This window comes from uncultured Campylobacter sp., assembly GCF_937997405.1.
Classification (GTDB): Bacteria; Campylobacterota; Campylobacteria; order Campylobacterales; family Campylobacteraceae; genus Campylobacter_B.
In genome coordinates this window covers 1-17529 of the sequence record NZ_CALKTL010000155.1, presented here as the reverse complement: position 1 = coordinate 17529, position 17529 = coordinate 1, and the positions used below count along the sequence as shown (strand labels likewise).

General features: G+C 49.3%; 17 protein-coding genes and 1 pseudogene. 12 read left to right on the top strand and 6 right to left on the bottom strand.

From position 1 onward, the window contains the following. Nucleotides 1-587, bottom strand: a pseudogene (locus Q0372_RS08445) (lipid-A-disaccharide synthase); the annotation flags it as partial. Between the two features lie 68 nt (nucleotides 588-655). Between Q0372_RS08445 and Q0372_RS08440 the strand changes: the two are divergent. The 12 genes from Q0372_RS08440 to Q0372_RS08385 all read left to right on the top strand — a co-directional run bounded on the left by Q0372_RS08440 (nucleotide 656) and on the right by Q0372_RS08385 (nucleotide 10178). Continuing rightward, on the top strand, nucleotides 656-1156 hold the full coding sequence (locus tag Q0372_RS08440; RefSeq protein ID WP_298104824.1) for a hypothetical protein: 501 nt from the start codon (nucleotides 656-658) through the stop codon (nucleotides 1154-1156). A gap of 413 nt (nucleotides 1157-1569) precedes the next feature. After that, nucleotides 1570-2349: a 5'/3'-nucleotidase SurE gene (gene surE / locus Q0372_RS08435; protein WP_298104822.1), complete on the top strand. Its 780-nt coding sequence runs from the start codon at nucleotides 1570-1572 to the stop codon at nucleotides 2347-2349. Further along, nucleotides 2342-3010 (top strand): ThiF family adenylyltransferase, encoded by a 669-nt coding sequence (locus Q0372_RS08430; RefSeq protein WP_298104820.1) that lies wholly within the window; start codon nucleotides 2342-2344, stop codon nucleotides 3008-3010. The genes surE and Q0372_RS08430 overlap by 8 nt, the downstream gene beginning before the upstream one ends. Nucleotides 3011-3689: 679 nt before the next feature. Further along, the gene (locus tag Q0372_RS08425; RefSeq protein ID WP_005869576.1) at nucleotides 3690-4187 is read left to right on the top strand and encodes a nitroreductase family protein; all 498 of its coding nucleotides are present in this window, start codon (nucleotides 3690-3692) and stop codon (nucleotides 4185-4187) included. Between the two features lie 2 nt (nucleotides 4188-4189). After that, nucleotides 4190-5041: a ModD protein gene (gene modD, locus Q0372_RS08420; RefSeq protein ID WP_298104819.1), complete on the top strand. Its 852-nt coding sequence runs from the start codon at nucleotides 4190-4192 to the stop codon at nucleotides 5039-5041. A gap of 115 nt (nucleotides 5042-5156) precedes the next feature. Then, complete coding sequence (gene modA, locus Q0372_RS08415; RefSeq protein WP_298104818.1) at nucleotides 5157-5858, top strand: molybdate ABC transporter substrate-binding protein; 702 nt, start codon at nucleotides 5157-5159, stop codon at nucleotides 5856-5858. Continuing rightward, nucleotides 5855-6523, top strand: a complete 669-nt coding sequence (locus Q0372_RS08410) for an ABC transporter permease subunit (protein WP_297905603.1) — start codon at nucleotides 5855-5857, stop codon at nucleotides 6521-6523. The genes modA and Q0372_RS08410 overlap by 4 nt, the downstream gene beginning before the upstream one ends. 66 nt (nucleotides 6524-6589) lie before the next feature. Beyond that, on the top strand, nucleotides 6590-7135 hold the full coding sequence (locus Q0372_RS08405; protein ID WP_297905600.1) for a superoxide dismutase family protein: 546 nt from the start codon (nucleotides 6590-6592) through the stop codon (nucleotides 7133-7135). A gap of 12 nt (nucleotides 7136-7147) precedes the next feature. Continuing rightward, complete coding sequence (locus Q0372_RS08400) at nucleotides 7148-7309, top strand: hypothetical protein (RefSeq protein ID WP_298104817.1); 162 nt, start codon at nucleotides 7148-7150, stop codon at nucleotides 7307-7309. 221 nt (nucleotides 7310-7530) lie between these two features. Continuing rightward, nucleotides 7531-8064 carry a DUF1104 domain-containing protein gene (locus Q0372_RS08395; protein ID WP_298104815.1) on the top strand — a complete coding sequence of 178 codons (534 nt, stop codon included), beginning with the start codon at nucleotides 7531-7533 and terminating at the stop codon, nucleotides 8062-8064. Nucleotides 8065-8399: 335 nt separating this feature from the next. Beyond that, complete coding sequence (locus Q0372_RS08390; protein ID WP_298104813.1) at nucleotides 8400-9062, top strand: response regulator transcription factor; 663 nt, start codon at nucleotides 8400-8402, stop codon at nucleotides 9060-9062. Between the two features lie 18 nt (nucleotides 9063-9080). Further along, nucleotides 9081-10178: a HAMP domain-containing sensor histidine kinase gene (locus Q0372_RS08385; RefSeq protein ID WP_298104826.1), complete on the top strand. Its 1098-nt coding sequence runs from the start codon at nucleotides 9081-9083 to the stop codon at nucleotides 10176-10178. A gap of 900 nt (nucleotides 10179-11078) precedes the next feature. Here the strand turns inward: Q0372_RS08385 and Q0372_RS08380 are convergent. From Q0372_RS08380 to Q0372_RS08360, 5 genes are all read right to left on the bottom strand, one after another. Beyond that, nucleotides 11079-11675, bottom strand: coding sequence for a phosphoesterase (locus Q0372_RS08380; protein ID WP_298104811.1), 597 nt, complete (start codon nucleotides 11673-11675; stop codon nucleotides 11079-11081). Between the two features lie 81 nt (nucleotides 11676-11756). Further along, nucleotides 11757-13250 carry an RNA ligase gene (locus Q0372_RS08375; RefSeq protein WP_298104809.1) on the bottom strand — a complete coding sequence of 498 codons (1494 nt, stop codon included), beginning with the start codon at nucleotides 13248-13250 and terminating at the stop codon, nucleotides 11757-11759. 311 nt (nucleotides 13251-13561) lie between these two features. After that, nucleotides 13562-14602, bottom strand: coding sequence for an isoaspartyl peptidase/L-asparaginase family protein (locus Q0372_RS08370; RefSeq protein ID WP_298104807.1), 1041 nt, complete (start codon nucleotides 14600-14602; stop codon nucleotides 13562-13564). Between the two features lie 411 nt (nucleotides 14603-15013). After that, a complete protein-coding gene (locus Q0372_RS08365; RefSeq protein WP_298083270.1) occupies nucleotides 15014-15451 on the bottom strand; it encodes a DUF417 family protein in 438 nt (145 codons plus the stop codon). Between the two features lie 189 nt (nucleotides 15452-15640). Continuing rightward, nucleotides 15641-16912 carry a thiamine-phosphate kinase gene (locus Q0372_RS08360; RefSeq protein ID WP_298104805.1) on the bottom strand — a complete coding sequence of 424 codons (1272 nt, stop codon included), beginning with the start codon at nucleotides 16910-16912 and terminating at the stop codon, nucleotides 15641-15643. Between the last annotated feature and the right edge of the window lie 617 nt (nucleotides 16913-17529).

The window sequence follows — 17529 nt, the reverse complement described above, 5'->3', positions numbered from 1 at the left end:
CGGCTACGGCCACGCCTAAGGTGCAGCACGACATCCAGAAGAACCTCGGCATGCTCTTTCGGCGCAGCGTCTTTATCTTTTGTTTCTTGTAGCGCAGAGTCTTTGCTCTTCGCTTCTTGCGACACGGCGCCTTTATCTCCCTCGCAATCCGCGCCGAAAAATTTCGCCTCAAAAGGCCAGATTGAGAGCAGATTGTCGCAAAACGCCTTCAGCTTCTCCGCTCTGTGCGGCTTCCACGCCCAAACCTGCGGCAGGATATAATATGAAATTTCCGCGCGCGCGCCGCTTTCTTTGATCGCGCGAGCTAGCGGCAGATTAAACGCGGGCGAGTCAATCAAAAGCACGCGATCGCACTCCGCCGCAAGCCGCGTCATCTGCGCTACCGCGCGCTTGGCTTTTAAAATTAGCGGCAGAATTTCTATAAAGCCCATCGCCGAAAACTCGCTGCTTTTGTATATCGGCGAGCCCAACTTTTCATCGAAAATTCCGCAAATCTCGCAAGCAGGATCAAGCTTTTTAAGATGCGCTAGAACCTCTTTGAAATGCAGGTTCGCCGAGGGTTCTAGGCAAGAGATTAGGTATTTCAAATTTAGCCTTTTAAATTTTTGTTAATTATAGCAAAATGTGCTAAAATTAAGCCGACAAAGGATTTAAGATGAGAAATTTTAAAATTTTAGCGTTATGCGGCGCGTTCGCGATGTTGCTGGGCGGTTGCGGTGCGGCTAAATACCAAAAGCGTCAAGTCACCGAGGATCCCGCAGTAACAGCACGTTTTGAGGCGCTTAGCAAGCTAGGCTCGCCCGCACTCGTCGCTAAAGCCGCAGCTAGCGAGATCGCAGCAGACGTAGGCGGCGCTAAGCCCCATGTCAAGGTCGCGCAGTTTGCCTTCCTCGAAGAAATTAGCGCACAAGGAAGCGATCTGATCTATGCCTACTCGCTAAGCCCCGGCTGGGCGAGCCTGAAAAGCTCCGATCGGCAAAAATATCTCAAATTGCTAACCAAGGATATTACCGAAAATGACTGCAATGCACCTAGTACGCGAGCTTTATTGCGAAGCGGAGTGCGTGAAGTGCACCGATTTTTCTACGATTATCCAAGCTCGCACCTACTTGATTCGCAGGTGAGCGAGGAGATATGCCGCAAAGCGGGGTTGTAGAAGACCTCGAATAATTTTATGCCGCGGATTTACATCGGCGCGAAAGCAAAATTTCGTGGTGTAAAATTTTACGATAATTTAAAAGATAAATTTTGCGGCGAGTTGCGGAGTGCGGTCGCAAAATTTAATTTAAGGAATTTCGAAAACGAAATTTAGGCGATGAAATTGCGTGGCAGGCTATAAAAATTTGTAGCGAAAAAAGATAAAATTTCGTAGCAAAAAGGCGGAATTTTTCTATGGATTTTGAGATCTAAGCTAACGTGAAATTTCACGGAAAAATTTGGCACGATGAAATTTTACGCCGCGCAAGCTAAGTAGCAATTTTTGCATAGTAAAGAATTAAGCGCTAGAATTTTTGCAGATAGAATTCCGCCCCGATAGGCCTGTCGTGAAATTTTAGCTAAAGAGAAAATATGAAAGAAATTTTAATCACTAATGACGATGGATTCGAAGCGCGCGGGCTTTTGGAGCTCGCGAGCGCGCTAAGATCGATCGCAAACGTCACTATCGTAGCGCCAAGTTCGGAAAAATCGGCATGCTCGCACTCGCTCACGCTCACGCGCCCGCTTAGATTTGTAAAGCTCGACGACGGATTTTTTAAACTCGACGACGCTACGCCCGCAGACTGCGTGTATTTGGCGCTCCGCGCGCTGTATAACCGCAAGCCCGATCTTGTGATAAGCGGCATAAATCACGGCGCCAACGTCGCGGAGGACGTGACCTATTCTGGCACCTGCGGAGGCGCGATGGAGGGGGTTTTGCAAGGCATTCCCGCGCTTGCGGTGAGCCAGTTTTACGTCGCGGACTCGCTGCAGCGGTACGGATTTGACCTCGCGTGCGAACTCACGGTTGATCTAGTGGGAAAAATTTTCAAAAACGGCTTTCCGCTGCCGCCAAAGCAGTTTTTAAATTTAAACGTTCCTGCCGTCTCAAGGCAAGATTTTAAGGGACTAACGGTTGCGCCATGCGGCGAGAAGCTCTACGATACCGACGCGCAGCTAAACCGCAATCCGCGCGGGATGGAGTATTATTGGCTCGGCAAATCTACGCTCAGCTTTGATGCGAGCAAAAACGAAAACAGCGACATTTCGGTACTTTTTGAGGGGCGGGCGACGCTAAGTCCGATTAAGTTAAATTTGACCGCGCACGAGCAGATGAGCGCGCTAGAAAGGTGGATGAAAAACGATGAGTGAGGTCGTAGTAGACCGCTTTTCGCGCTCGCGCCTACTTTTCGGCGAGGATTTCGCGCGATTGCAAAGCGCTAAAATTTTAATCTGCGGCTGCGGTGGTGTGGGCGGAGCGGCGATAGAGGCGCTATACCGCAGCGGCGTGGTAAGCTTGAGCGTGATCGACTGCGATCGCTTCGAGATAACCAACCAAAACCGCCAGCTTGGAAGCGAACACGTAGGCGAGCTAAAATGCGAGGTTTTCGCGCGCAAATTTAAAGGCATAACGCCGATCGCCACTAGGATCGATCAGGAATTTTTATCTAAATTTGATCTGGCGCAATTTGATTTCGTAATCGATGCGATCGACGACGTGCCCGCCAAAATCGCTCTTGCGCTGCGCTGTAGCGAGGCGGGCGTAGGATTTGTAAGCTCGATGGGCGGCGCAAAGAGGCTCGATCCCGCTAAAATCGAAATCCGCTCAATTTGGCGGACGCAAGGCGATCCGCTCGCGCGCAAGATCAGATATGAGCTGCGAAAGCGCGGCTTTGCGGGCGATTTTGACGTCGTCTGCTCGAGCGAGCCGCCGCGCGTCAAGTCGATGGGCAGCTTCATGGGCGTGACCGCGAGCTTCGGGCTTTTCATCGCAAGCTACGTCGTGCGTAGGCTGATAAGCAAGCAGGCTTAACGCTTAAATTTCATAGCGTTTCGGCGTGCGGCTCTGCCGGATCGGGCTTGGCGGTTAAATTTAGATATTTTGAGCTTGTGATCCGAGCACGCTTTGCGTACGGTACGGCGCGGCCGATGCTTTGCGGCGTGCGTGCGGTTAAAATTCAAAAGCGGCAAAAGCGAAATTTTACCCATCGACGAAGATAAAATTTACTCGGCGCGAAGGTGAAATTTCGTTCTCCGTGAAGGATAAAATTTTATCCGTAAAGCTCGACGCAGGCACGCGTGCGAGATGAAATTTAAGGACCGCGCGAGCTATGCGTGTATATCAATGCATACGGTGTGCCGTTTTAACAAGCGCCAGATGGCGGTCTAGGATTAAAAATTTAAATAAGCGGGTCGTGAGCTTGCTCGTGAGCGAAATTTAAGCAAGCTGAGTTTGAGCGGATGTTCTTTGCGGCGGATTTTCGCAGCAGCGCGGTAAAATTTTATCGCAGTTTTGCGCGCTTTTTGATGCAAAAAGAGGTGCGCTCAGGCAAGCAAAACCAAATTAGCGCGCATTGGCCGCCGCGCAGCGCCTAAATAAGCGTAAAGCGTAAGCAAGGCTCAAGCAAACGCAGCGGCAAGCCTACTTCTAAATTCCATTTTTTACCGCTCGCAAAAAGCGGAATTTAGAAATTTAATTTAAAGGAGCAGCGATGAATGAAATTTTTACACGCACGAGCGTGCGGAATTTTACCGAAAAAATGCCGAGCGACGATCAGATCGAGCTCGTGCTAAAAGCCGCGATGCAAGCCCCTAGCGCGGGCAACCAGCGCTCATGGGAATTTTACGTAGTGCGCGATCGCACCGCGCTTACGCTACTTAGCAGCGTAGGCACCTACGGCGGCTGCACGAAGGATGCGCCGCTTGCGATCGTAGTTTGCACGCGCAAAAGCGGCTTAAAATTCCAGCCCTACGCTCGCTACGACTGCGCTTGTGCGGCAGAAAATCTTTGGCTGGCGGCGCACCATTTGGGGCTTGGCACCACGTGGCTGGGCGTAGCACCCGATATTTACGCGATGGAGCGCGTAAGAGAAATTTTGGATCTACCGGGACATTTGGAAGCTTTTTGCATTATGCCTTTGGGCTTTCCGTCTCGCGTCACAAAGGCGCACTCGCGCTTTGAGCCCGCTAAAATTCACTTCGTAGGCTAGAGATGTTTATTTCGCAGAGTAAAATCGACGATCTTATCGCTAGCGACGGTGCGTTTTTGGATCTTACGACCGAGCTTTTGTGCGGCTGCGTGGATTTGGGCGCGCCCGCGCGGCTTTCGATCGTAACGAGGCAGGATCTGATCTTTAGCGGCGGGCAGATTGCGCGCGAGGTGGCGGCGCGCTTTGGTTGCGAGATCCAGCGGCTAGCGCGCGAGGGAAGCGCATTTTGCGCGGGGGATGAAATTTTTAGCGCGCAGGGGAGCTTCGAGAGCCTGCATAAAGCTTGGAAGATCGTTCAGATCGTGTTTGAGTACTCCTGCAAAATTTCGACCTACGCGCACGAGATGGTTGCGCTGATGCGAGAGGCTAATCCGCGCTGCGTGCTGGGTGCGACGCGCAAGAGCTTTCCTTTTGCGAAGGAGCTTTGCGTAAATGCGCTGATTGCGGGCGGCGGGACGATGCACCGCCTGGGGCTGCACGATAGCGTCCTGTTTTTTTCAAACCACATCCGCGCGTTTGCAAGCTTTAGCGAGTTTTGCGCGCAGATCGCTAAATTTAAAGAGCGCGCGCCCGAGCGAAAGATCATGATCGAAGTGGCGAGCGAGCGCGAATTTAGCGAGCTCTTAAAATACGCGCCTGATGCGATAATGTGCGATAAGATGAGCCCTGGCGAGCTTAGAGCCTGCGTTTTGAAGCGAGATGAAACGGCGCCGCAGATTAAAATTTGCGCTGCGGGCGGCATAAATAAAAATAACTGCGCCGAGTTTGCAGCTACCGGCGCGGACGTGCTCGTAAGCTCCGCGGTTTGGAATCAGGGCGTGTGCGATCTAGGCGGAAAGATAGAGCTTATCTAAATATTAAATTTTAAATTTTAAGACGCAGAAGTCTAAAACAGGGCATAAAAACGCAATTTATTAATAAATAAGAGTATATTTTGTAAAATTCTTAAAATTTCAAAAAAGGATTTTCATGAAAAAAATTGCATTTATTTTAGCGCTTGCGGCAAGCGTTTCGTTCTGCGCGGATCAGCTGATACTCGCGGCCGGCGGCGGATACAAAAAGCCCGTCTCGGCCGTGATCGAAAATTTGAAAAAAGAGGGCATGGACGTGGCGGGATCGTTCGCAAATCTCGGCCAGCTCGTCATTCAATCGCGCGAGAATAAAATTTCATTCATCGTGGGCGACGAGGCGTTTTTGAAAAAAAGCGATCTAAATATCACTAAATTTGAACGCGTCGGGCGCGGCACGCTTGTTTTGGTGACGCCGAAAAATATCAAAATAAACGATGTCTCAGAGATTGCAAAATTCGATAAAATCGCGATGCCAGATCCTAAAAAGGCGATTTACGGTATCAAAACGAACGAGTTTTTACAAAACGCCAAGATGGATGGGGTAAAAGATAAAATTTTAGCCGTCGCGGGCGTGCCGCAGGTGGTCGCTTACGTCATCAACGGCGAGGTGCAGGCGGGCTTTATCAACAGCACCGAAGCGGTCGCCAAAAAAGATGAGTTCGGCTCGATCATCTACATCGACGAGAGCCTCTACAGCCCCGCATACATCGGCATCGCAAGGCTTAGCGCGTGCGGCGATGAGGCGCTTTGTGAAAAGGTGATGGAGGAGTTTAAATCGGACCGCTCAAAAGAGATTTTTTTAAAATTCGGTCTTAAATGAGCGACGTCGCTTGGATCGCGCATCCTCTGATACTAAGCGCGAAAGCCCTGTTTTGCAGCTTTTTGCTGCTGATTTCAATAGGGCTAGCAATTGCGTATTTTTTAGCTTTCAGCAAAGCTAAATTTAAAAAGATCGTCGAAATTTTAGTGATTTTTCCGCTCATCTTCCCGCCGATCGCGACGGGATTTTTGCTTCTTTACATCTTCGGGAAGAGCGGATTTATCGGCTCTGCGTTGAATTTAGACATCGTTTTTAACTTTTCTTCATTGGTAATCGCCGCATTTTTGGTGGGGCTGCCGCTGTTTGTAAAGCCGGTGTGTGCGAGCTTTGAGCTCTTTCCGAAAAGCCTAATCGAAGCCGCGCAAATTTTGGGCAAAAACAGAGCTCAAATTTTCCTCTTCGTAATCCTTCCAAGCTCGCTTAAAACGCTAGGCTCCGCGCTTATTTTAGCGCTTTCGCGCGGGCTTGGCGAAGTGGGCATCACGCTGATGCTGGGCGGAAATATCGTGGGTAAAACCGACACGTTAGGCCTTGCGATCTACAATGCCGTGTATGACGGAGAGAACGAGCGGGCGCTGATTTTAAGCCTTTTGCTCGTGATTTTCAGCTTGATTTTATTTTATGCGATAAATCTTTTGGATAAAAAGCGAAATTTCTCTAATTGAAAAAAATTATTTTTTAAGTATTTTTTTGATAGAATTGCAAACGCATTTTATTTTAAAGGATTTATCATGAAGAAATTTCTAATTTCATCAATTTTAGTCGCAAGCGCCTTAATCGCTCACGAGCACGGCGATATGCAAAATTTCGACCCTAAGACCGGCAAGCACCTCGTCATTGCGATGGAGCAACTAGGCGAGAAGGGCAACGTAACCGTCGGCGAGGTCGTAGCGGTCGAGACGAACTACGGCGTGGCGTTTTTCCCGAATTTAAAGGGTCTTACTAGCGGCGTGCACGGCTTTCACGTGCATCAAAACGCCGACTGCGGCGCGACCGAGAAGGGCTTAGGCATGAAAGCTGGCGGCCACTGGGATCCGAGCGATACCAAAAAGCATTCGTTTGCTTGGGACGATAGCGGTCACAAGGGCGATCTGCCTGCACTTTTCGTGGATGCCGAGGGCAATGCGGTCTATCCGGTGCTAGCTCCGAAAATCAAGAGCTTAGATGAGCTAAAGGGCCACTCGCTAATGGTTCACGTAGGCGGCGATAACCACAGCGACCATCCGAAGCCGCTCGGCGGCGGCGGCGCTAGAATGGTCTGCGGCGTTATAAAATAAGCTTCGTTGCGGATGAAATTTAATCATCCGCAATTTCTAAGTATGTCCGCTCTGCGGTTAAATTTACGCGACGAAATTTCGCCGTCCGCAGTGTCGAGATACGCCCGCTCTGCCGTTAAATTTACGCACGGCGGGCTTTTGATACAACTTATGCAGCGCGAAATTTTGTGTTAAATGTACGCGCCGCGCAGCATCCCCCTCCCGCTTAAAATTTTAAAATTTAACTCCATTTACGCGCATTACGCTCTGTTTTTGCCGCAGCGGCGCAAAATTTTCCAAATTTAAATCAAGGCTCTAAATTTACGACGCCGAGCTATTTTGACGGTACGGCTTTACTTAACTTTTTCTTCACGGCTTTTTCCTATAATTATGCCAACTTTCACAAAGGAGAGAGAATGAAAAATATTGTTTTAGCAAGTGTTTTAGTCGCGGGCGTGCTGTTCGCCGCAGATTTTCAAAATAGTACTCCCGAGCAGATCAATGCCGCAGTCGCTAGCGCGGACGCCAAGAGCTTAAGCGAAGCGGCGTTTGAGATCGATAAACGCGCGGGCGAGCTAAGAGCGCAGGCAAGGGATCTCAAGCGCGGATTTAAGACGGAGTTTAAAAAGAAGCTGGACGCTATGAGCGTCGAGGATCGCGAGAAATTCCTAGACGAGTTTAGAAAAAACTATAACGCTCAGGCGGGCAAGCTAAGCGTCGAGCAGGCGGATAGGCTGGATATCGAGCTTAAGGATCGCGGTAATTTCGGCAAATTTAAAAGGCCCGCTCACGGGTTTGGTCCGCATAGATCGCAGGCTGCTCCGGGAGAGTGCGGTCATATGCCGCATAAAGGAATGGGCGACGGCGCGGGTCCGGCAATGCCGCCAAGAGGCGAGATGCCGTGCAATCAAAACGCAGGCGCCGCTCCGTGTCCTATGACGCAGCAATAGCCGCCCGCGCGCAAGCTACGTAGTTCCGCGCAGCACTTGCGCGGAATTCGTTTTATCGAAACACGGCGCGAGAATTTGAACGCGGAATTTTAGCTTGAAATTTATGCGGCGCGAAAATTTTATATCGTAAAATTTTAGTTTCTTACGCCGTGCCGCGCGAATAATACTAGGCGAGCAATGGCGAGCAATCTTACAAGCCTAAATTTAGTAAGCATACTTTTAAGCTAAGACGCGTTGTTTCGCTGCGATAAAATTTGCCGTGAAATTTCGCAATTAAATTTTACGTGGAATTTCACAGGGTATAATTTCAAAAATTCTACGCAAGGAGGCGGGCTATGGCAAGGGTTTTGATCGTCGAGGACGAGGGGATGCTGCTAGATATGATGTGCACCTATATGCGCGGCGCGGGGCACGAGGTAAGCGGCAGTAAAAGCTACGACGAGGCGCTCTCTTTAGCGTACGAAAAGAGCTTTGATCTGTGGATCTTCGACGTCAAAATCATCGGCGGAAACGGCTTTGCGCTGCTTCGCGAGCTGCGCGAGGCCGGGCGCGGAGCACCGTGCATTTTCACGACGTCGCTAAACACTCTGCAAGACGTCGAAAGCGGCTTTGGAAGCGGCTGCGACGACTACCTCAAAAAGCCCTTTGAGCTAAAAGAGCTAGCCCTACGCGTGGATAATCTACTAAAGCGCACTTTCGTCCACAACGCCACCAGACGCGAAAATATCGGCGGAAGCTTTAGCTTCGATATGGCTCAGCACGCGCTTTATCGCGACGGAAGAGTCGTGCCGATGCCGCAGAAGCAGGCGCGGCTTCTTGCTCTGCTTCTGAAAAACCGCGATAAATTCCTTAGTAAGGATGAAATTTTCGCCGCGCTGTGGGATTACGACGAGAGTCCGAGCGAGCTTAGCCTGCGCGTTTATATTGCGGAGCTGCGAAAAATTTTAGGCAAGGATCGCATCATAAACGCTTCCAAGCTCGGCTACAAATATCTCTAGGAGCGCGCCGTGTCCAAAATGCGTCAAATTCTACCGATTTTTTTGCTCTATACGCTTACTAGCGTCTTGTTTTTGGCGTTGGTAAGCAGCATATTTTACGAGCGGGAGAAGTTTTTTATCGCGGATCGCGATGCCTTTGCGATCAGAGATTTCAAACACGGCTTAGAGACTAAGCTAGCGCGCGGCGGGCGCCTAAACGAGGGCGATTTCGACGCTATGCAGGCATACGCTGCGGATTTGAATAGTAGCGATGAGATCGCTCGGGATTTCGAGCCGAAGGATGACGCGCCGCGCGTGTATATGGAGGGAGCCAGCAGGATCGAGCAGTTTAATCTCACCGCCAAGGACGGCACGGAGTACTACGTAGCGATCAAAACTGAGGCGCTTGAGGGCAAGCTGGCGGCGCTGAAGCTTAAAATTTTAGCTGCGAGCGCACTTGTTTTGGCGCTTATTTTGCTGATCGCGTATTTTATCATCCGCCTTTCGCTGCGCCCGCTTTATGAAAAGATCGAGTTTCTTGACGGCTTCATCCGCGACACGACGCACGAGATAAAGACGCCTCTTAGCGTGATTTTGATGAGTATCGAGCTTTTTGAAACCGAACCGAAAAAATATCTAGGCAATATCAAGGCGGGCGCAAATACGATAAACGCGCTCTTTGAGGACTTAACCGCGCTAAGCTTAAACAAAAGCGGCGGCGGGCGAGAGGTAAATTTAGGCGAGCTGCTGCAAAGTCGTATCGAGTATTTCTGCGTCTCTGCGGAGCAAAAGTGCATAAGCTTAAGCGCCGATCTGCGCCCGGTAGCCTTTTGCGCGGATGAGTTTAAGCTGCGAAAAATCATCGACAATCTGCTTGGCAATGCGATAAAATATTGTGATGAGCTCGGCTGCGTCGAGGTGAGCCTGCGCGAGCGTTCGCTTCGCATCAAAAACAGCGGCGCGGGCATCGCGCGGCAAAATCTGCCGCATATTTTCGAGCTTTACACCCGCTTTGACGAACGCAACGGCGGCTTTGGCATCGGGCTTTTTATCGCCAAAAAATACTGCGACGAGCTCGGGCTTAAAATTTCGTGCGATAGCAATGAGGACTGGACGGAATTTGAGGTGAAATTTTAACTTTACCCAAATGAAATTCTGCGCGAACGAAATTTTAGCGGGCGGGCTTATTAGGCTTAACCGCGCGGGTTTAAATTTAGCTAGCGATTCCATCCACGAAATTTGCGCTAGGTTATAATTTGACGGCAGAATTTACGCATGCAATTCGGTCGCGTCCGCAAAATTTCGCCGATCGGTTTGCAAAATACGCAGCTAAAATTCTATAAAATTCCGTGGAATTCTATGTGAACTCAGGCAAGATTGCGGCGGCTACGGATAGAATTTAACGGCAGCTCAGATAAAACCGCGCGCGACAATCGACTAAATTTCGCGAATTTTCGCCGAGCGCCGGTTGGGTTCGCCCTTGCTCTGTTGCTTCATACACACCGTATTCATAGCTAGTGCAAAAGGCGGTATCGTTTTGGGTTTTGATACTCGAACGGAAGCTATCCCTCCTCCCATTCTTACCGTTCGGCGCGTCGGCGTGGACTACACGCGGATAAATTTTGAAATTTAGGCAAGCTCCGCCCCGTCGAAGCAGAGTAGAGCTTGTCTAAAACGGGCGACGCAGCTATTTTAAGCGCATAGCCGCCCTTTAAAACGCGCACTGGCTCTTTTTAAAACGCGTGGCAAATTTTAAAATTTGCGCGTAGGCAAAAGGGCAAAATTTAAGCGGTGAAGCTAGGTTTTATCGCTTTTAAATTTGACTTCGTCTTTCATATAAAATCAAATTCTGGGATTTTTGAATAAGCTATTAAATTTAACCAAATTCGCCCCCGCCCGCGTCAAAATAGGCGGGAGCGAATTTGATCGTTTCTCGTCGAGCGCTTTGCCTATCCCTGTATTATGCGAGCGCCTTTGCAAGATATTGCGGCAGGCTACGCTTAAATCAATGCTGCGGCTGTCCGTGTTTAGCCCGGATCACGAATATCTTGCCGCAATCTCCTTTTGCCCTAAAATTTGCACGATCTCATCTAAGCTTAAAATTTTGCCGTGCGAGTCAAAGCCTACGTTTAGTATGCGACCCTCTAGGCTGGAAGCGCGGTCGTGTAAGTGTCCGTGAAGCATAAAAGAGCCTTTCTGGGCGCGGTTGTGCTCCTCTACGGGATAGTGAAACATACAGATGCTCATACCCGCCTTGCCGTCCTTTATCGCACCCGCGCCGCCGTCAAAATTTAGCTCCTTGTAGTGCAGGATATCGCTAAAGATAGGATTTCCGTCGTCTTTTAGCTCGCGTAGCAGCGCTTCTTTGTTTTGGCTAATGAGCGTATCGTGGTTGCCTAAAATCAGCACATGCGAGCCGTTTAGCCTGCGCGCTACGCTTTTTAGATCCTTTAATTTATTACAAAATGCAAAATCGCCCAGATCATAAACCGTATCCTCGGGCCCCACTACGGCATTCCAGAGTTCTATTAGCTTTTCGTTCATCTCGCTTACGTCGTTAAAAGCCCTAAATTTAGGGCAGTATTTCATAATATTGCCGTGATAAAAATGCAAATCGGAGGTAAAAAATATCATCATTTTCCTTTAAGCTTTAATCGCCGCATCGAATTTACGCTTTACGTAAATTTGCACGGCGTCAAATATTCGCGCTAATCGTTAAATTCTTTCTAAAAATTCTTTTATAAAGCCTAGCTTGCCCTGCTCGTCAAGGGATTTGAATTCTCGCTCGTTTGCTTTGATGTGATCGACCAAAGGGTGGAATTCCTCATCGAGCTTGGTTTTATCCAGTTTGCCGGAAAGCGCCTCGTTTTTACTGCGAGCGAAAAATTTATTCACGAGATAATAAGGCGTTTTCATCTTAAAGCAAAAATCATTTTGGCTTGGGATATACACCATAAAGCCCTCGAATTTCGCCTCTTTGACTATATTTTTAAGCTCCGCAAAGCTCGTTTTTAGATACTGCTCGCCATCCTTATAAAAAGGTCTTTTTAGCGCTCCGGCAGTGCTTGCGGCGATTTTATCCAGCTCAAATTCGCTCTCTTGCGCGCCGGTTTTAGCGTCGATAAGCCCGATAAAGGTCTCGCCTAGTTCCTCTTCTACGATGTGCGGATCGCTCTCGTCGGTGATCTCAAATAAAAAAGTTTTATTTGGATAGCGTTTGAAAATCTCTTCAAATTTGCAGCAGTGCTCGCGCGCCATCTGCGCAAATCTACTATCGGTCGATCCCGTCGTGGAGTAGATGACGCGGCGGTTAAAGCTCGCGCCGCTTTCGCCGATATCTACGTAGGTGCAACACCCCAAAAAGCCGTTTACCTTTCGTACGGCAAGTACGGGCGTATCGTCCGTGATATCGATAGGATAAAGGCTTTTGCGTGAGGTAAATTCCGAGTAATTATAGACCTTTTTGAACGGACGCACGATGATATTTAGATTATCGTCCATTATGAGCCCGCGCATCTCAAGTAGCGCCTTATCCCAATCGGCTTTGAAAAAGACACGTTTTGAGTATTTGTAGGTGCGAAGCTCTGGATAAAGCTCGCTTTGACGCGCACTCCAGAGCCTTTTATCCTGCGTAGCGGTGATATATTTTTTCGTTACGTAGGTATTTTGCACCGCATCAAAGGGCAGATCGCGCCTGTTTAGAGCCGCCGCGTCTTTAATCTTTTGCGCTACGCTTTGACTCATAGGATTAACGGGCGGGATCAAAATTTCGCCATCTATTTTGTTGTTTGCAACCTTGACAAACATCGCTATTACCGTATTTTCGTCGACGCCGTGCTCGGAGGCGAAGAAATTTTGCATTCTAAAGCATTCGAAAATAAATCCATTTTGGACGGCTTGCTCTTTTAGGCTTAGCAGCTCCTTGGTGCGCGCGCTCACGTTGCTAAGCACTATAAGAACGTCTTTAGCTTTGTTTTCCAGAGCAAATTTATACGCCTGCTTTATCTCGCGGGCAACCTTGCGCTTCGCGTCCTCCAAAAGCTTCGGCGACCAAGTATAAATCCCCGCCTCATCGGTTAAAAACATATCGTTTTCCAGATGATAAATTTGCGCCTGCGGATATTCGTTTTTAAATTCTTTAATTTTCTCTTTTGCGAAAGTCGTTTTACCCGAGCCCGCGTGTCCGCGAACGACTATAAATTTTCTCATTTTACCGCCTTGATTTTATGTGGCGATATTCTACCTGAAATTTTAGCGCCTTGGTATCAAGAAATATGGATTTTGGTAAAATTTAAGGCTCGGTGGAACTTAATATTTCTTGATTTGAGCCTAAGTTAAAGAGAGTCGATTTTAAATAGAAAATTTGCGCTTTGCCGAGGTGTTGAAATTAAAATTTGATCGAATTTATCCTAGTCGAAGCGCTTGATCGATGAAAGCGCCAGATTTAATAGACATGTAAAAGCGTATTTATCCTTGCTATTTGATTTAAATTTAGCCCCGTAAAGGGGCTAAATTTGCGCTTATTTCTCGCCAAGCGGCCAGTAAACGATCGGTTTGGCTCCGAGCCTTGCTTCACCGTGATACATACCGAGCTTGTCTTTCGTCCACGCAAAGCCCGTGTGTCCGTGCTTGTCGATCGAGATGATGCCGCCGCTACCGCCGAGCGCTTTGACCTCTTTTACCGCTTCTTCGGCGGCCTTTTGCACGTCGGAGGTTTTGTATTTATATAGAGCTGAGACCTCGTGCGCGGCGTTTACGCGCATGTAGATGTCGCCCGTGCCGGTGCAAGAAACCGCCACCGAGTCGTTGTCGGCGTAGGTTCCCGAGCCGATTATCGGGCTATCGCCGATGCGGCCGGTCATTTTATTGGTCATGCCGCCGGTGCTGGTCGCTGCAGCTAGGTTGCCGTTTTTATCCAGCGCGATCGCGCCCACGGTGCCGAGATACGGGCGCTCGTGTAAATTTAGCGACGTCTTTTTCGCCTTTTCGCTATCAAGTAGCAGCTTTTGTTTTTCTTTAGCTTTTTGCAGCGCGTCGTATCTAAACTGCGTGAAAAAATACTTCTGATCGACCATCTCTAGGCCGTTTTCTTTAGCGAGCTTGTCGGCTCCCTCGCCCGCGACTAGCGTATGCCACGTCTTATCCATCACGAGCCTGGCGCCTAGGATAGGGTTTTTGATATGCCGCGCCATCGCGACCGCGCCCGCTTTTTTGGTCGAGCCGTCCATGATCGAGGCATCGAGTTCGTTAAATCCGTCGGCTGTAAATACCGCGCCCTTGCCCGCGTTAAAATTCGGATCGTCCTCAAGCACCATTATCGCCGCCGTAACGGCATCCATCGCGCTACCGCCTTTTTCAAGGACGGCTTGACCCGCTAAAAGCGCTTTTTTCATCGGTTCCTCGCGAATTTTAAATTCCTCTTTAGTTAGATCAAGCCCGCTGGTGCCGCCGTGAATGACGATAACTGGGGAAAATTTCTCCTGCGCATTCGCAGCCGTTAGCCCGAGCAGGGCCAGACTCGCCGCCATAAAAACGGTCTTTGAGAGTGAAAAGTGCTTCATATCTCATCCTTTCGAAAAAATTGCAGAATCTCTAAGGAATGATATAACTTTGCGCTTTTCGTTTCGCTTAATCAAATGCGAATTTGGCTGGATCTAAATCTAATGCTTTGAGCTTAAAATTAAGCTTCCGTTGCCAAATTTAACGTGGTTTAATTTGTGGCACAATCTGATGGATCGATTTAAATTTTATAAATTTGAGTTTGAGCGTCAGTAAAATTTAATTACCGCAGCTCGATAAATTTCAACCGCGCGTCATAAAATTTTAGCGCGGCCGTATTTTAAAGGGTGCTATGCAAGCAAACTCAAGCACGCAACCGCTAGCAAAGCAGGCTTTAAATCAAAACGCCTCAAGCTCGCCGTGCGCGATCATTTAGTGTTGCGTCGGAACCGACGCCAGTATGTTTTGACGGCTCAATCGCAGCTTTTTTCTCCGCGGCAAAGGCGCGTCAGGTCGTATTTTAGCAGTACCAAGCCAAGGCCTAGCAAGAAAAGGTCTTTAAAGATAAAGCCGTCGATCTTACCTAGCTGCGGCAGTAGGCTGAGCGTGCTCAGCGCCATGACGATCACGATAAGATCGCCCACGATGCCCGCCTTCGGCTTGAAAAAGCCCGCGATGAGCGAGAGATAGCCCACGGTCTCCACCACGCCCAAAAAGTAGCTCGCGCCGGCGTCCCCGAGCGCTGAGGGCAAAAACGAAAGCCACGTCTGCGAAAAGAGCGGCTTTAAAGCCTCTACCTCAAACTCAAACCACTTGTAGTTGCCCATCACGGCAAGCACGATGATAACGGAAAGCCTAGCGAATATAATATCCGCGTCGCCTGCGACAAATTTTTTTACGATCTCCCTCATACGGCTCCTTTGTAAATTGTGTAGCGGTATGATAGCGAGCTTGCGTGTAGGCTACGTGAATGGGCAAAATTTCAAATTCCAAATTCCTCGGCTTCACAAAATTCTGTCCCTCCACAAAATTCAGTGGCTCCGCGAAATTTCAAATTCCATGCCGCGCACCTTAAAATTTAAAGCGAGCTCGGTAAAATTTCAAGGCGCGAAGTGGTGCGAGCTGCCGCGAAATTCCATAGAGCTTTGCGGAGTGCGCGGGCAAACCTCGGCGATGATATTAATCGAAACGCCCGCCTTAGCGGCAATTGCGTAGATTTTAGGCAAAAACTTCGGCGCGAAGCTGAACAAAATCTCGTACTCCTCGCCGCTTTGCAACGCAGCCTCGCTAGGGCGGGCGATCCAGCGCGCACCCACGCCGCTAGCCTCCAGCAGGCGGGGCAAGTCCTGCGCAAGCCCGTCGCTAATGTCCATCGCTGCGCTGATGAGCTTCGCCGCCTTGTAAAAAAACTTATCGCGCAAAACGGGCCTAACGAAGCGCGAATTTTTTGAAATTTTTGCGCGCAGATCCTCGCGCAAGCGATATGAGCCACTACCCGGCACAGGATTTTCGCCTGCAGAGCTTTGCGATATAGAATTTTCACATGCGAGGCTTTGCGACGTAGAATTCTTGTGATCCTCTCCGCTTCGTGACACGGAATTTTGCGCCGAATTTTCGGCATCCAAGCTCTGTGGCTCGGCGCGCGCAGGTGAAATTTTATCGTCCAGACTTTGCGGCTCAAGATCCAAAATTTGTATTGCCGAAGTTTCAGCACCCAGGTTCTGTAACTTAGCATGCGCAGGTAAAATTTTATCGCCCGAGCTTCGCACCTCATCGCCAAGATTTTGTGTCGTCAAAGTCTCGGCGTTGAGACCCTGCGGCGCAGTGATTGAGCTTTGCATCGACGAAATTTTATCGTCCCAGTTTTGCGTCTGCGAGCTAGCGGGCGAAATTTCATCTCTTAAAAGCACCGCCAGATCGCGCCCGACGCTGCCTAGCTCGCCCGTATGCGCGATGAGATCGCCCACGCGCGCGCCGCTGCGAAACACGGGGCGCTTGCACTTGCCGATCAGGCTCACGCTAAGCGCGATGCGATCCGAGCCGATCGTATCACCGCCGATGATCCGTATGCCCCACTCCCGCGCCGTCTCGCTCACGCCCGCGCACAGCTCGTCGATCTCGCGCGTGCCGATCTCGCGCGGCAGCGCAAGCCCCAGTAGGGCGTATTTAGCGCGCGCATTCGTCGCGATCATGTCCGAGATGTTTACGAGTATCGCCTTTGCGCCGATCTCGCGCAGGCTCAGCCAACCGCGCCGAAAGTGCACGCCCTCGACGAAAAGGTCCTTGCAATACGCTCGCTCGCCGATCACGGCGCAATCATCGCCGTTAAGCTTCGATCTAAATTTCTCAAAAATATACTGCTCCTTATCCATACGCCCTCCGTTAAATTTAGCGTTATGCCACAGCCGCGCGAAAGCTAAGAAGCCCGAATTTGCGGGCCTTTGTTTAAATTTCGTCGCGCACGCGCAGCAGGAGTTTTACGCTCCGCTTTGCAAGATTATAGCGTAAATTTAGATTTTCGCCGCGCGAGTTTGGCTGCGGTTCGGTGCGGCTCGGTAGCGAAATTAGAAATCGCGTGAGTTTTGGGGCTTTGGCGCAGCCCGGTATAACTTGATGCGGACGGAAGCCTGCGATAAAACAGCGCCCGAGGCTGTTTCTTGCTTGCGCCCGCCTGAGCGCACTCGCGCAGATAATGGGTCTTTAAAATGGCAAGCTTGAAATTTTAAAATTTAGCGTAGCTACAGCGAGATTAAATTTAAACGCTGCGTAAGCGCAGTAAAGTTAAAATTCGCCTGAATATTTTATATAAACGGAGGGCAAATGGGTATTTGTTATGACTTAGCTAGAGGCTGGTTTATATTTCTGCTAATTGGTGTGATTCTGCTCAATAGCGTTTATGTAAAGGGTAATTATATAAAGCATTTTTTGATTTTAATGTATTGATTGAATCTATGAAAGAAACCAAAGAAAATTTAGGTTTTGCACACAA

Bases quoted from the DNA above. Each gene is read 5' to 3' on its own strand.
- Q0372_RS08440 (WP_298104824.1), top strand. From the start codon at position 656: ATGAGAAATTTTAAAATTTTAGCGTTATGCGGCGCGTTCGCGATGTTG.
- surE (WP_298104822.1), top strand. From the start codon at position 1,570: ATGAAAGAAATTTTAATCACTAATGACGATGGATTCGAAGCGCGCGGG.
- Q0372_RS08430 (WP_298104820.1), top strand. From the start codon at position 2,342: ATGAGTGAGGTCGTAGTAGACCGCTTTTCGCGCTCGCGCCTACTTTTC.
- Q0372_RS08425 (WP_005869576.1), top strand. From the start codon at position 3,690: ATGAATGAAATTTTTACACGCACGAGCGTGCGGAATTTTACCGAAAAA.
- modD (WP_298104819.1), top strand. From the start codon at position 4,190: ATGTTTATTTCGCAGAGTAAAATCGACGATCTTATCGCTAGCGACGGT.
- modA (WP_298104818.1), top strand. From the start codon at position 5,157: ATGAAAAAAATTGCATTTATTTTAGCGCTTGCGGCAAGCGTTTCGTTC.
- Q0372_RS08410 (WP_297905603.1), top strand. From the start codon at position 5,855: ATGAGCGACGTCGCTTGGATCGCGCATCCTCTGATACTAAGCGCGAAA.
- Q0372_RS08405 (WP_297905600.1), top strand. From the start codon at position 6,590: ATGAAGAAATTTCTAATTTCATCAATTTTAGTCGCAAGCGCCTTAATC.
- Q0372_RS08400 (WP_298104817.1), top strand. From the start codon at position 7,148: ATGAAATTTAATCATCCGCAATTTCTAAGTATGTCCGCTCTGCGGTTA.
- Q0372_RS08395 (WP_298104815.1), top strand. From the start codon at position 7,531: ATGAAAAATATTGTTTTAGCAAGTGTTTTAGTCGCGGGCGTGCTGTTC.
- Q0372_RS08390 (WP_298104813.1), top strand. From the start codon at position 8,400: ATGGCAAGGGTTTTGATCGTCGAGGACGAGGGGATGCTGCTAGATATG.
- Q0372_RS08385 (WP_298104826.1), top strand. From the start codon at position 9,081: ATGCGTCAAATTCTACCGATTTTTTTGCTCTATACGCTTACTAGCGTC.
- Q0372_RS08380 (WP_298104811.1), bottom strand. From the start codon at position 11,675: ATGATATTTTTTACCTCCGATTTGCATTTTTATCACGGCAATATTATG.
- Q0372_RS08375 (WP_298104809.1), bottom strand. From the start codon at position 13,250: ATGAGAAAATTTATAGTCGTTCGCGGACACGCGGGCTCGGGTAAAACG.
- Q0372_RS08370 (WP_298104807.1), bottom strand. From the start codon at position 14,602: ATGAAGCACTTTTCACTCTCAAAGACCGTTTTTATGGCGGCGAGTCTG.
- Q0372_RS08365 (WP_298083270.1), bottom strand. From the start codon at position 15,451: ATGAGGGAGATCGTAAAAAAATTTGTCGCAGGCGACGCGGATATTATA.
- Q0372_RS08360 (WP_298104805.1), bottom strand. From the start codon at position 16,912: ATGGATAAGGAGCAGTATATTTTTGAGAAATTTAGATCGAAGCTTAAC.